Genomic DNA, 14986 nt, shown 5'->3' with positions numbered 1-14986 from the left:
CGAAAAGATTATTAATTTAAGAAATAAAAATAGTATAGCTACTATCTAAATTATCTAAGGTCTTATTTGACCGTTACCTTCTACAATCCATTTATAAGAACATAATTCATCCAAAGCCATAGGACCTCTTGCATGCATTTTCTGCGTGCTGATCCCTATTTCTGCACCCATTCCGAATTGTGCGCCATCTGTGAAGGCAGTAGAAGTATTAACATAAATACAAGCGGCATCTACCAGCTTTTCAAAAATTTTTATACATGATTTATTATCGCTTATTATTGCTTCGCTATGTTTGGATCCGTAGTTCGCTATATGTTCAATTGCTTCCTTAATAGAATTTACCGTTTTTATAGACATTTTATAATCCAAGAATTCCATTCCGTAATTTGCGGAAGTTGCTTTATGCAGTAAATTGGATGGATAAGAGTTTTCTAATTGAGCGTATGCAGGTTCATCCGCATAAATAACTACTTTTTTCTCAATTAATTTTTTACACAATTCGGGAAGGTCCTGTATTCTTTCTTTATCAATAAGTAAGCAATCCAACGAATTGCAAACGCTAACTTTTCGGGTTTTAGCATTAAAGATGATCTCTTTTCCTATTTCTAAATTACCTTCCCGGTGGAAATAAGTATGACATACTCCTGCACCGGTTTCGATTACTGGGATTTTCGAATTTTCACGAACAAAATTAATAAGCTCTTTACTTCCTCTCGGAATAAGAAGATCAACATAATTACTTGCGTTCAATAATTGTAAAGTCGAAGAACGATCAGCGGGCAATAAATTACAAATATCGGGACTCAATCCTTCCTGTAGTAAAACTCTCTTAATAATCGAAACAATCGCTATATTAGAAAAAAAAGCATCAGAGCCTCCTTTCAAAATACAAACATTACCCGATTTTAAACATAAAGAAAATACATCGAAACTTACATTGGGTCTGGCTTCATAAATAATTCCTATAACTCCGAAAGGAACTGTAATTTTAGATAACTTAAGACCATTGGATAGAATTTTTTCTGAAATTATTTTTCCAACAGGAGAGGGAAGAGAGGCAACTTTGCGAATATCTTTTGCTATATCTTGTATGCGTTCTTCAGTTAAAAGCAACCGATCAAATTTCGGATCGGAAGTAGACATCCTTTCTATATCTTTCTTATTTTCAGAAAGAATATAGGGAATTGAATTTTCAGTTTCTTTGGCAAGAACTTCTAAAACTTGGTTGATTTTATCAATATCAACTAAATTTAGTTCATTTACTGCTTTAACGGATGAGGTAAAAATATTTTGTTGAATTGAAGACATCATTTATTTTTCAATATATAAATAGTCGTAATGTATGATCGGCTTGTTGTTGGCCTGTCCTAAAATTTCTTTCGCTTTTTCGCTGGAATAGGAAGATCGTCCTATTCCAATTTGTTTACCGGTGTGATCAATAATGCGAACAATATCATCACTTTCAAAATTTCCGACTATCCGAGTTACGCCTACAGGCAATATGCTGACGGCTTTAAAATTTAATAAAGCTTTTCTTACTCCTTCATTAATATGTATTTCTCCTTTAGCGAAACCTTCAGAATGGGCGATCCATTTTTTTACGCCCGAAATTTCTTTAGACGCGGGAATAAATCGTGTGGAAGGTGTGTCAACGCCATTTACAAGTCTGGAAATGATGTTTTTTATTCTTCCATTGGCGATAATAACTTCTATACCTTCTTCTGCTACTTTTCTAGCTATATTATATTTGGTTTTCATTCCTCCCCTTCCGGTAGTCGACCGCTTAGATTGTATATAATCCTCAACTGAATCTCTTGAACTGTCTATTTCTTTTATAAGCTTAGATTCAGGGTCTGAAGGATCGCCGGTGTAAATTCCATCGATATTACTTAAAATGATCAATTTTTTGCAATCCATCATAGCAGCTATCAAGCCTGATAATTCGTCGTTATCCGTAAACATTAGTTCATTAACGGAAATCGCATCGTTTTCATTTACAATTGGAATCACATGATTTTCAAGCATAATATTCATGCAATTTCTTTGATTTAGATAATGCCTGCGTGTTGAAAAATCTTCTTTAGTTGCTAAGATTTGTCCGCATAGAATTCCGTGTTGATTAAATAGGTCGTAATATCTATGAATTAATTTTACCTGTCCAACAGAAGAATATAACTGGCGAGCTGAAATACTGTCAAGTTTTGAATGGATTTTAAATTCATTTTTACCGGACGCTACCGCTCCGGATGATACCAGAATGATTTCCGTATTATTTTTATGTAGTTCGGCAATCTGATCGACGATATCAGACATTTGGGTAATGTCAAGAGTTTCATCCTTACGGGTTAACAGCTGACTTCCAATTTTTACAACAATTCTATCTTTCATGGTAAATGAATTTGTCGAAATAAAACAAAGGTAAACTTTTTTATTTTGACTAAAAGAATCTTATAAATTAAAGAATAATTTATATAGTTATAAAGAAACCTATATACAAATGTTTTTAAAAATATGAAAAAATACTTTGTAAATAATTAGAGAAAAGAATAATATAAATGTAATAGTAAATTGAATATTTGTTCTCTGCGTTTAAATAAGTTATATTTGCAACCCAATTAAATTTAGTAATCTTTAAATAGAAAAAATAATGACAGATGTTTTAAAGTGCCCAAAATGTTCAATGGAAAATGTTTATTTTGATGGTACTTCCTACGTATGCCCGGATTGTTTTTATGAATGGTCGGGAGAAGAATCGGCGGGAAATTCAATAGTTAAAGATAGCAACGGAGCTGAACTTCAAGATGGAGATGCGGTTACAGTCATTAAAGATCTTAAAGTAAAAGGTTCTTCTATGGTAATTAAAAGAGGAACTAAAGTAAAAAGCATCCGATTAACTGATAATCCGGAAGAAGTAGATTGTAAAATTGACGGTTCAAGTATTGTTTTAAAGACCTGTTTTCTTAAGAAATAGAATTTACTAATATATTTATACTTATGAAAGAGCTATTTTAATAGCTCTTTTTTTGTTGTATCTTATTACTGTAACATTTCTTTGAATCCCTTTTTTAATGTCTGTTATTATAAGCTCTGTATAACTAGTAAATAAAAGTTATATATCGGAAACTAATTCATTTTGAAATAGAGACAATACAAAATAATTAGAATAATAGTTTACTAATTTATTTTAATAAATATTAAATAACTTAATAAATATGTAAATATTTTATAAAAAAAGCTTATATTTGAACTGTAATTAAAAATATTACAGTAATGAATGATCGCCATTTTACAGTTTCCATGCATATACTTACTCTTTTGGCAAAAAATTTGGATCAATGGCTACCGTCAGCTTATATAGCAGGAAGTTTAAATCTTAATCCTGTTATAGTCAGGAATGAATTAACCAACCTTCAAAAACATGGTTTTATAGAAACAAAAGAAGGAAAGAACGGGGGAAGTAGATTATTAAAATCTCCTGAAAAAATTGCATTGTCTGAAATTTATTTAAGTGTTTACAATCAATCGCTAGTAGGAAAACTTTTACCATCTCCCAATCCTTTATGTTGTGTCGGAAAAAAAATTAATGAAAACATTAGCGAATTGAATGAAACTATTGAAGAGGTAGTATTTAAAAAACTGGAAGGAGTAACCCTTCTAGATTTCAGCATGAAATTTTAGGGAAAACAAATATGGAAATCTCTTTTATTATATGAAAATAAGTTATCAAAGAATTAATTATTAATATTAGTATACAAATTATGAAAAAAGTAGCATTAATAGGTGCCTCAGGATTTATAGGGTCACAATTAGTAAAGGAATTACTGAGCAGAGGGTACCAAGTAACAGCAATCGTTCGTTCGGCTGATAAAATTAAGAATGACGATAAAAATTTAAAAGTGGTAAGTGCAGATGTATTTGACACAGATAAATTAGCAGAAGTTTTAAAAAATAATGATGCAGTAATAAGTGCATATAATCCGGGCTGGACTAATCCCAATATTTACGATGATACAATAAAAGGATATCAATCAATAATTGAGGCTGTTAAAAAAGCGGGTATTAAGAGATTACAAGCGGTTGGTGGAGCAGGAAGCTTATTGGTAGCTCCGGGTAAAACCGTTGTAGATTCAGGAGCCATTCCGGACGAAATTTTACCGGGAGTTAAGGCCTTAGCATTAGTCTTAAAAGATCAATTTTTACCGGAAAAAGAACTGGATTGGGTTTTCTTTTCACCTGCCGGAACTATAGAGCCGGGAGAAAGAACAGGAAAATATCGTTTAGGATTAGACAATCTTATTACAGATGATCAAGGGAACAGTAAAATATCTGTTCAGGATTATGCGAAAGCTATGGTCGACGAACTTGAAAATCCAAAACATCATCAACAAAGATTTACCATAGGATATTAAAAAAGGGAGTGTTTAAACTCCCTTTTTCTTTTTATATAGTAATGTATATTTTAAATTTTTAAAATGAAATGGTCTAACTTCTTAATTAATTTATAAATTTAGGATATAAAGTAAAGGCATACAATGATTTAAGGTTTTTCACTTTTAAGTTTAGGGATTTGCAAATCCCATCTAACTGCTATATATCTTAATAAAACTACAATTCCGATAGTTACAGCACTAATAAAAGGTAAATTAAAGTTGAAGAATTGAAGCGTTACAAAAAAGATACCTCCAACTATACAGGGAGAAGCATATATTTCACGCTTAAAGATTCGAGGGACTTTATTTAAAAGAATATCGCGAATTACTCCACCTAAAACAGCTGTAATAGTTCCCATAATCACTATGACCCATGAATCATATCCTAACAACATAGCCTTTTCAGCGCCTACAACAACAAATAATCCAAGACCGATACTATCACTCCAAAAAAAGAAACTATTCAAATGATTAAGATGTTCACGTAGAAATATATAAAATAACAAAGAGAAAAGAGTACACCATACATAGATACTATTAAGCATCCAAAAAGGAGTTATACCCAAAAGAAGGTCTCGAAAGGTTCCCCCTCCAACGGCAGTAACAAAACCTAAAACAAAAGCACCAAACCAATCGCATTTTTTTGTTGCAGCACCCCGAACACCACTGATTGCAAAGGCAAATGTTCCTATAAATTCAATAATGTCAACGAAGCGGATTTGTCGAACTAATTCAAAAACGTATTCTTTCATGGTTATCAATTCAATTAAAACTTGCAAAATTACAATAATTTAGCATTAGCCGGTTTGAACGTTACTAATTTAATTAACTAAATTTTGATTGGTTAAAATTATAAAATATCAAAAACTAAAACTTTTAATTAGAGGGATATATAAGAATTATTTCCTCTATAAAATACCGGATTTAATTATCTCATTACTACTTGCTTGTAATGTATATTTTATAAAATTGGAATAACCCATGATAATTAATTATAGGTTCAAATTTACCTAATTTTTCAGAACATAAATTAGTCAAAGATTTGGTATGATTATTTGTGTTATTTATACATAATATGTTAACTACAGATTTAAATAAAAAGAAGCAAATTTTCATATCTTTGCGCACTACTTTAATTTAAGTCAGTTAATTAATTAACTTGAGATAACCTATAATGAATCAGGATTATATAAATATTTATGGAGCAAGAGAACATAACCTCAAAGATATTTCTCTTAAAATTCCCAGAAATCAATTAGTAGTAATTACCGGTTTAAGCGGAAGTGGAAAATCTTCCTTGGCTTTTGATACAATATATGCAGAAGGTCAAAGACGATATATTGAAACATTTTCAGCCTATGCACGTCAATTTTTGGGAACTTTAGATCGTCCGGATGTAGATAAAATAGATGGATTATCTCCCGTTATAGCTATTGAACAAAAAACCACATCGAAAAACCCACGTTCAACTGTAGGAACCGTAACAGAATTGTATGACTTTTTTCGATTGTTATATGCCCGAGCTTCGGACGCATATTCATACAAGACGGGGGAAAAAATGGTTACTTATTCGGAAGATCAAATTACTGATTTAATTTATAAGGATTTTTCAGGAGAAAAGGTGTTGGTTTTAGCGCCTTTAATTAGATCAAGAAAAGGACATTATAGAGAGTTGTTTGCAAATCTTGCTAAAAAGGGCTTTTTACAAGTTAGAGTTGATGGAGAATTATTGGATATTGTTCCGGATATGAAGTTAGACCGTTACAAAATTCACGATATTGAGGTTGTAATAGATAAGCTGATTATAGATACAAAAGAGAATACTCAACGGATCATACAGTCGATACGTTTAGCCATGCAATATGGAGAGGGTACCATAATGCTTTTGAAGCAAGGAGAGGAGCAGGGAAAATATTTTAGTCGTAATTTAATGTGTCCCAGTACCGGGATTTCTTACCAAATGCCGGAGCCAAATACTTTTTCTTTTAATTCTCCTAAAGGAGCGTGTGAGCACTGTAACGGATTAGGAAGAGTTAAGGAAATCAATATAAATAAGTTGGTGCCCAATCCCAAATTATCTTTTGACAAAAATGTTTTTCCAATTTTTGAAGAACTTAGTCATACCGGATGGATCTTATCTCAAATAGATGTTATCCTAAAAAAGAATGGTTTTACAATGTCTACTCCGTGGGAAAAACTTTCTGATCAAGCAAAAGATGAAATCCTCTATGGAATAAATGATAAGGTTACCTTAGATTTAGATTATGCTCAAATTAAGAAAACCTATAAAGTAAATTTTGAAGGAATCATTGATTATATAACTCGTTTGTCCACCGGAAAAGATGAAGAAGAATCTCAAAAATTTAAAACTCAGGTATTTGAAGACAGAATTTGTCCGGTTTGTGAGGGAGCACGCTTAAAAAAAGAAAGTTTATTTTTTAAGATTGATAACAAAAACATTTCGGAAATAGCCCGTTTTTCTTTACAAAAATTAAGTGAATGGATTCATGAACTGCCTTCAAAATTATCTGAAAATAACCAAATAATTGCTAAAGATTTAATTCAAGAAATTTCCAAGAGACTCAGTTTTTTAGTTGACGTTGGTTTAGATTATCTTAGTTTGGATCGGCCCTCGCAGACTTTATCCGGTGGAGAATCTCAAAGAATACGTTTGGCTACACAAATTGGTTCTCAATTGGTCAATGTTTTATACATTTTGGATGAGCCCAGCATTGGTCTACATCAACGCGATAATATTAAATTAATAGACTCTTTAAAAAAACTTAGAGATTTAGGAAACTCTGTTTTAGTAGTGGAACATGATAAAGATATGATCCTAAATGCAGACTATGTAATAGATATGGGACCGTTGGCCGGAAAGGGAGGAGGTGAGGTAGTTTGGGAAGGAAAACCACAAAATATATCAAAAGCAAATACATTAACTGCAAAATATATTAATGGAGAATTACAAATTCCCATACCCGAAGAACGAAGAAAAGGAAATGGAAATCATTTAAAATTAACAGGATGTACAGGAAATAACTTAAAAAATGTAACCCTCGATATACCTTTAGGGTCATTGGTTTGCATAACCGGAGTTTCCGGTAGTGGAAAATCTTCGTTAATAACTAATACATTATATCCTATATTAAACAAACATTTCTATCGTGCTGAAAAAGAACCTCTTCCTTATAAGAAAATAGAAGGCATAGAATTTTTAGACAAGATTGTGGATGTAGACCAATCGCCAATTGGTCGAACTCCAAGATCCAATCCTGCAACCTATACAGGAGTTTTTACAGATATACGAAACTTGTTTGCTCAATTGCCTGAATCAAAGATAAGAGGATATCAATTGCGCAGGTTTTCTTTTAATGTGAAAGGAGGAAGATGTGAAGTTTGTCAAGGTTCCGGATTGAAATTGATTGAAATGAATTTTTTACCGGATATATATGTTCATTGTGAAGCCTGTCATGGAAAACGATTTAACAGAGAAACATTAGAGGTAAGATACAAAGGTAAATCTATCTCAGATGTATTGGATATGACCATAGATGAAGCTGTAGATTTTTTCCAGCCAATCCCTAAAATTCATCGCATCATTAAAACCTTACAAGAAGTAGGTTTAGGTTATATTACTTTAGGACAGCAATCAACAACCCTATCGGGAGGGGAAGCTCAACGAGTTAAATTAGCTAAAGAATTAAGTAAAAAACAAACAGGAAATACCATTTATATATTGGATGAGCCAACTACAGGCTTACATTTTGAAGATATCAGAATTTTAATGGAAGTAATCAATCGTTTGGTAAATTTAGGTAATTCAATTATTATTATCGAGCATAACCTCGATGTTATTAAGGCAGCAGATTATATTATTGACATCGGATTAGAAGGGGGAGATAAAGGAGGTAAAATAATTGCACAAGGTACCCCGGAAGAAGTAGTTAAAAATAAAAGCAGTTATACTGCAAAATTTTTAAAGGATGAATTATAATTATTGCTAAATTATTTATAAACAAATTGTGAATTAATTGATCCGGCTACCCTGTTCATAATTTACCTATTTATCTTAATTTCTATCAAGATTTTTAAAATTTGCTTCCGTGAAATAAAGAAATTTTACTTTTCAATAGTATTAATTTTATTAACATTTATTTTTTTTCTTAAGATAATTTTAAGAAATCAATAAAAAATTTTCATCAGATTTTTACTTGATTTTTTTAATGTATTTAATTGTATTGTAATTTTTTACAAAATATTTTTTTGCTAACTTAAAGGTAAAATTATTTATAATTGTGAATAAAAATTAAAATTTCTGTTGGTAAACTGCTAAATAGTACTTATATTTGTTAAAGAAATCTTAATAAAGATTTAACTAAAACACACAAACAATATTATGAGTAAGAAAAAAATAGCAATAGGCTGCGATGAGGCAGCGTATGCTTTAAAAATTGTCTTAAAAGATCATTTAGAAAAATTAGGATATGAAGTCAAAGACTTTGGTGCTGAAAAAGGAGAGGTGGTTTTATATCCGGATGTTGCAGCTAAAGTAGCAAAGGCTGTAGCAGCAGGAGAATTTGAAAGAGCTGTGTTAACGTGTGGAACGGGTATAGGAATGGCAATAACAGCCAATAAAATACCGGGAGTTAGAGCAGCGGTTTGTCATGATCCCTTTTCTGCTGAAAGAGCAAGAAAAAGTAATAATGCACAAATTATTTGTTTTGGTGAACGAGTAATTGGTCATGAACTTGCGAAAAGTTTGTTGAATACTTGGTTAGAGTCAGAATTTAGCGGTGGCGGTTCTGCTCCAAAAGTTCAACGAATCTGTGATTACGAAGAAGAATATTTCAAAAAATAAATTTTGAAATTTTAAAAAAGATATTTTTATTTATTTTTAAATAGTTATTAATAATTATTCAATCAAAAAAAGAGTAAGTTAAATTAAACGTTACTCTTTTTTTTATTTTATTATTTTAGCTAAAAAAAACAATCCGCTTTATCTATTTGGATAATTTTTTTCCAAAAGCCAAATCACCGGCATCTCCTAATCCAGGTACGATGTATTTGTTTTCATCTAATTCATCATCAACAGACGCAATCCATAATTCTGAATTTTCAGGTAATTTAGTTTTAATGTAATCAATTCCCGGTTTGGAGCCTATGGCTGCAACAATATGTACTTTCTTGGGCTTTCCTTGACTTAATAAAACTTCATAAACATTTGCCAAAGATTCACCGGTAGCCAGCATAGGATCTGAAATTATTAATGTTTTATCTTGCAAAGAAGGAGTTGCCAAATATTCAACCACTATTTCAAATTCTTTATTACTGTTCGGATGATGTCTAAATGCGGATACAAATGTGGTTTCTGCTTGATCAAAAAAATTCATCATTCCTTGATGTAAAGGTAATCCCGCTCTCAAAATAGTACATAGTACAGGTTGCTGGATAATCAATTCTGTAGGCTTACTACCTAAAGGAGTAGTAATGTTAACAGTCTGGTATTCTAGCGTCTTACTTAGTTCGTAACCTAAAATTTCACCTATTCTTTCCAAATTTTTTCTAAATCTCATTCTGTCTTTCTGAATAGTAACATCTCTTAATTCTCCTACAAAATGATTTAAAATGGATTTAGATTTACTGAAATCGTGGACTATCATAAATATTATTTTTGTAAATATAAGTTATTTGCACTAAAAGTTTATAAACTAAGTGGTGATCCACAAAGAAGATTCAGTTATTCTATTTAACAGAAGGTTCTGTAAAAACCTCTATATAAATTTTATTTCTTTTATCTTTTTGATATTTCTGCTCTTTAGTCCAAATATCTAAGATAGTAGTTGAATTTAGCTTTTCAAAATTTCTACTATACATTTCAAGATTAATTCCTAAATAATTTAAAAGTGCAAATTCATCACTTAATGAAATAACTTTAAAAGCGGTTTCCTTATTCTTTCCATCTCCATAATCAGCAATAGCTCTCATTAATATTTCAGCTTGATTTTTTAATAGTTTTAATCTTTCTTCATTTTCATTATTTTCATTATAACATATAATTAGATTTAAAATCACCGTAAGATTAACCGGATCATTTTTTAGTAATTCTTCTCCTAAAATAACTGCTTTAGTATATTTTTTAGCTGCTATTTGTTTCATGAATTTTAAGTAATTGTTTTTTCCTTCTAAAAACTTAGTATAATATGAAGAATATAGTTTACCATAATAAAGATAATACGATTTAACTTTCTCATTATGGAAGGCAGACGTATTATTTAAGAATTCAGATATTAATTGATCATAATAATAGGACGAATTCTTATCCGTTACATTATCTTTTATCGTTTCAAAATTTATCGGTTGTGTAAATGACAAATTAAATACCAATAGGATTAAAATAGAATAGAAAGGTTTCATATAATTTGAGTATTAGTTAGTATAAAAATGAAATATAAATATAATTAGATTGTTACAAATTTATTTTTTAAGGATATAATGTTTTTATTTAAAATGAACGGAAACTTAAAATTCATAGTAGTTAAATTATTTTTTATTAATAAAAGAGCATATAAAATGGTAGCTTGTCGGCACTAACTGTTGTTTGGTATTTAAAATAATAAATAATTTATATGGTAATATCTTTCACATGTTTTAAATAGGTTTCTAATGAAATCATGGTTAAAATCTTTAAAATGCTTTTATAATAGTTAGTTCAAATTTTATTTTTTCAATTTACTAAATAAAATTTAAATTTCAATTATATGAATTAAGATGTTGGCTTATGATATATGCTTCGCTCCAACATGCTTGAAAATTAAATCCCCCCGTTAATGCATCAATATTTAAAACTTCACCCGCAAAATATAAATTAGGTATTAACTTAGATTGCATAGTGCGAAAATCAATTTCTTTCAAATCTACTCCTCCGGCTGTAACAAATTCATCTTTATGCGTATTTTTTCCATTAATGGATAATTGCGTATTGGTAAGTGATTCTGCTATTTTATTAATATCTTTTTTACTTAAATCGGCTAGATTTTTATCGTTAATTTGCAGATGTCCTAAAAGATTATTCCAAAATCGATGAGTTAAATGGTATAGTTTTACACTATAAATCGATTTTTTGGGATGATTTTCTTTTTCTTGAATTAATGCCTCTTTTACCTTATCAAAAGTTTCAGAAATCCAATTTACCCGTACAACAAATTTATAATTAAGATTATATAATTCTCGGGCACTCCATGCAGATAATTTTAATATGGCAGGTCCACTTATACCCCAATGAGTGATAAGTAATGGCCCGAATTCTTTGTATTTTAATAAAGGAATATGTATTTCTGCTTCAGGAAAAGAAATTCCTTGTAAATTGTGAATCAGTGGATCATCACATAAAAAGGTAAATAAGCTAGGGACAGGAGGAATGATGGTATGACCTATTTGATTTAGGATTTTCCACATTTTTAAGGAACTTCCCGTTGCAACTACTAAGGCATCAGCATAATATGTGGAATGAGTAGTAATTATTTCAAATTTATCATTTATTTTTTTAATGTTAATTACAGTTGAATTGTAATTAATTTCAATATTTTTTTTGGTTGCTTGCTCAATAAATGTATCTATAATGGTTTGAGAAGAATTAGTTTCGGGAAATACTCTATTATCATTTTCAATTTTTAAATTAACGCCTTTTTGAGCAAACCATTCAAATGTATCAGATGGTTGAAAATGATTAAATACACTTAAAAGTTCTTTGGACCCTCTAGGATAGAATTTTACCAGTTTTTTAGGTATAAAACAAGCGTTAGTAACATTACATCTTCCTCCGCCCGATATCTTTAATTTCTGAAGGGGGCTTTTAGCTTGTTCTAATATAATTGTTTCCCATTTATTGGAATTAATGTTGGATGCTAAAAAAAATCCGGAAGCTCCGCCTCCTATAATGATAAGCTTTTTCACTTAGGATTAATTATGTTATATACGAAAATTTTGAGGTATATATATTTATAATAAAGGTTGGAATATATTCCAACCTTTTTGATTATTATTTTTTAAATAAACGTTTTATTCGAGTAAATAATGAATTGTCATAGTTTTCATCTTCTTCAAAATACCCGTAGCCATAACCATAACCATATCCGTATCCGTAGCCATATCCATAACCATATCCTCCCGGATTAACGTAATCATTGAAAATAATTCCAATGTGGTTTACTTCATCATTATTATATTTCTCGTTAATTCCCTTTAAAAGCTGTTTATACGTATAATTGCAACGGGCAACATAAATTCTGGCATCAGAAAGAGATATTAGATCGTATGCATCAATAACTAAACCAACCGGTGGAGAATCTATAATGATATAATCATACATAGTTCTTAATTTTTTAATCAATTCTTCATTTTCCATACTAATCAATAATTCACCCGGATTTGGAGGTATAGGTCCTGCCGGAATAATATCTAAATTTTCATATTCTGTTTTTTTAATAATGTCTTCTAGTGAATTTGATCCGGAAAGATATCCTGATAATCCGACTTTATTACTAATTTTAAAGTCATCAAAAATTCTAGGTTTTCGCAAGTCCATTCCAACTAAAACCGTTTTTTTACCGCTTAAGGCTAAAACCGAAGCTAAGTTAATTGCTATAAAGGTTTTTCCTTCACTACCTATAGAAGAGGTTATTAAAAAAACTTTTCCCCCCTTCACATCCTTTTCATTATATAAAAACCTCAAATTGGATCTAATAGCTCGAAAACTTTCAGAAATACTCGATTTAGGGCGTGCCAATACAGCTAAATTATTTTCGGTATTTTTAGGTCCGATAGTACCAATAATTGGGATTTTAGTAACCGATTTTAAATCCGAAATTAATTTTATTTTATTATCTAATAGTTCAATTAAGAACAACAATATAAAAGGAATAACCAATGATATCCCTATATATTTATATTTATTTTTTTGAATGTTTGGAGTTATAGGAGCTTGTCCCGTATTTTTTGCTTTATCTAATACAGTTATATCAGAAATTGTAGTAGCTTTCCTCATTTCTGCCTCAGATAATTTATCCAAAAGAGTATTGTATATTCCGTCATTTAGTAAATAACCTCTTTGCGCATTGACAAATAATCGTTCTTTTTCCGGAAGAGATTCAATATCGAGTTCTAAATTACTTATTTGATTATTTACACTTTTTAAATTGGTAGCGAGATCTTTAGATGAATTATCTAGTATGGATATAACCTTATTTTTAGCATTATTAATTTTGTAATTTATTTCATTAATAGGTTCTGAATGGTCTCTATATATTAATAATAAATCTCTTTTTTCTTGTTCTAACGTTTGAACATTTTGCATCAAACCATCTATATTATTATCCGATATCCCTAAAATATCTCTATTCAAATAAGTGTTATTATTGAAAGATGATTTTTTAAAATTATTTAAAGCCTCAATTTTAGATTTTAATTCTTCTCTTTTAAGATCTAAACCTTGTATTTTAGATAAGATAACATTGGTACTAACATCAGATTTTGAAAAAATCTTATTATCCATTTGTACTTTCTGAAAGATAACCGTAGCACTATCTAATTTTCTTTTTGTTATTATGATTTGTTTTTTTATAAAATCAATGGTATTTAAATTAACTTTATTTTTATCTTCAAGTCTTCTTTTTATTAATTCATCTACCGATTTATTTAAGAAATTAATAGTTCCATTTAAACTTAATCCTTTCTTTGTCATAATCATGATGGATGGAAGGTCTTGATCAAAGTCTATAGAAACTAAAGATTTAATTTTGGATACAGAATAATTTATGGTCGATAAGTAAAAATAAAAACTGAGATCTGTGATGTTATCGCCAAATCTGCTACCGTATTCATTATTTTTAACAAACTTAAATTTTAAATTATTTGTTTGTACCCATGTATTTAAAGGAACAATGAGCTCTTTTACATATTTGTCTTTACGTATATAATAGTTTTCGTTCGCGTAAAGAAAACACGTTTCATTTAAATTATCAGGAAAAGTAAGTTTAAATTTATGATCAGGGAGTATATCTACTTTAATATCCGTATACAAAGATTGGGGATAATTTGTATCAACTACTATTTTGAAAGGAACATCCACATAGTCAATTTCCGTTGTTTTAAAATTACCTTTTAAATAATAATTTATGTATAAATTAAGCGATTTGACTAAATTTTCGTTATGAGTTCTGGAAGTCAGTAATTTTTTATAATATATACCTTGCGTAGCCCCTGAATTTCCTCCCCAAATAAAGTTTATGGATTGATTGGGAGCCAGAACGCTTGATGTACCGGAAGATATACTGACTGTAGTAGAAGATTGGTAAAATCGATCAGAAAATCGATTGACAAGAAAAGCTATGGTCCATCCAAATATAAAAGCGATTAAAAACCAATACCAATTTTTTATAAGCCTTCGAATAAATCTTTCAAGACTAAAAAAATTATTTTCGAGAAAATCGGAATTTTTATTTTTTTGTGTTTTATTTTGGTTAGTATTTTGCTGGTCAGTGGTATTCATGTTTCGA

The 14986-nt window shown here is 29.9% G+C and carries 12 protein-coding genes; 5 read left to right on the top strand and 7 right to left on the bottom strand.

The window, feature by feature from the left end; genetic code table 11:
• Positions 1–54 precede the first annotated feature (54 nt).
• Both J3U20_RS03115 and proB read right to left on the bottom strand, forming a co-directional pair.
• On the bottom strand, positions 55–1308 hold the full coding sequence (locus tag J3U20_RS03115; RefSeq protein WP_160542409.1) for a glutamate-5-semialdehyde dehydrogenase: 1254 nt from the start codon (positions 1306–1308) through the stop codon (positions 55–57).
• A gap of 3 nt (positions 1309–1311) precedes the next feature.
• Entirely contained in the window at positions 1312–2388 is a 1077-nt protein-coding gene (proB, locus tag J3U20_RS03110; protein ID WP_160542364.1) for a glutamate 5-kinase, read from the bottom strand.
• A gap of 259 nt (positions 2389–2647) precedes the next feature.
• Between proB and J3U20_RS03105 the strand changes: the two genes are divergently transcribed.
• The 3 genes from J3U20_RS03105 (at position 2648) to J3U20_RS03095 (ending at position 4409) form a co-directional block, all read left to right on the top strand.
• Positions 2648–2971 (top strand): zinc ribbon domain-containing protein YjdM, encoded by a 324-nt coding sequence (locus J3U20_RS03105; RefSeq protein ID WP_105297050.1) that lies wholly within the window; start codon positions 2648–2650, stop codon positions 2969–2971.
• Positions 2972–3270: 299 nt separating this feature from the next.
• Complete coding sequence (locus tag J3U20_RS03100; protein ID WP_160542363.1) at positions 3271–3678, top strand: Rrf2 family transcriptional regulator; 408 nt, start codon at positions 3271–3273, stop codon at positions 3676–3678.
• Positions 3679–3758: 80 nt separating this feature from the next.
• Positions 3759–4409 carry an NAD(P)-dependent oxidoreductase gene (locus tag J3U20_RS03095; protein ID WP_160542362.1) on the top strand — a complete coding sequence of 217 codons (651 nt, stop codon included), beginning with the start codon at positions 3759–3761 and terminating at the stop codon, positions 4407–4409.
• Between the two features lie 128 nt (positions 4410–4537).
• Here the strand turns inward: J3U20_RS03095 and J3U20_RS03090 are convergent, their stop codons facing one another.
• Complete coding sequence (locus J3U20_RS03090; protein WP_160542361.1) at positions 4538–5182, bottom strand: trimeric intracellular cation channel family protein; 645 nt, start codon at positions 5180–5182, stop codon at positions 4538–4540.
• A 422-nt stretch (positions 5183–5604) separates the two neighbouring features.
• Between J3U20_RS03090 and uvrA the strand changes: the two genes are divergently transcribed.
• On the top strand, positions 5605–8427 hold the full coding sequence (gene uvrA, locus J3U20_RS03085; RefSeq protein WP_160542360.1) for an excinuclease ABC subunit UvrA: 2823 nt from the start codon (positions 5605–5607) through the stop codon (positions 8425–8427).
• 402 nt (positions 8428–8829) lie between these two features.
• Positions 8830–9291: a ribose 5-phosphate isomerase B gene (rpiB, locus tag J3U20_RS03080; protein ID WP_105297045.1), complete on the top strand. Its 462-nt coding sequence runs from the start codon at positions 8830–8832 to the stop codon at positions 9289–9291.
• A 142-nt stretch (positions 9292–9433) separates the two neighbouring features.
• Here the strand turns inward: rpiB and upp are convergent, their stop codons facing one another.
• The 4 genes from upp to J3U20_RS03060 all read right to left on the bottom strand — a co-directional run bounded on the left by upp (position 9434) and on the right by J3U20_RS03060 (position 14979).
• Positions 9434–10093 carry a uracil phosphoribosyltransferase gene (gene upp, locus J3U20_RS03075; RefSeq protein ID WP_160542359.1) on the bottom strand — a complete coding sequence of 220 codons (660 nt, stop codon included), beginning with the start codon at positions 10091–10093 and terminating at the stop codon, positions 9434–9436.
• Positions 10094–10175: 82 nt separating this feature from the next.
• Positions 10176–10847, bottom strand: coding sequence for a DUF4919 domain-containing protein (locus tag J3U20_RS03070; protein WP_160542358.1), 672 nt, complete (start codon positions 10845–10847; stop codon positions 10176–10178).
• Positions 10848–11183: 336 nt separating this feature from the next.
• Entirely contained in the window at positions 11184–12386 is a 1203-nt protein-coding gene (locus J3U20_RS03065; RefSeq protein WP_160542357.1) for an NAD(P)/FAD-dependent oxidoreductase, read from the bottom strand.
• An 85-nt stretch (positions 12387–12471) separates the two neighbouring features.
• The gene (locus tag J3U20_RS03060; RefSeq protein WP_160542356.1) at positions 12472–14979 is read right to left on the bottom strand and encodes an exopolysaccharide transport family protein; all 2508 of its coding nucleotides are present in this window, start codon (positions 14977–14979) and stop codon (positions 12472–12474) included.
• Positions 14980–14986: the final 7 nt, after the last annotated feature.

It is taken from the genome of Apibacter sp. B3919 (assembly GCF_026537405.1).
Taxonomy (GTDB): domain Bacteria; phylum Bacteroidota; class Bacteroidia; order Flavobacteriales; family Weeksellaceae; genus Apibacter.
Note: the sequence above shows the minus strand (reverse complement) of the source record. Positions and strands in the feature narration are given on the sequence as shown.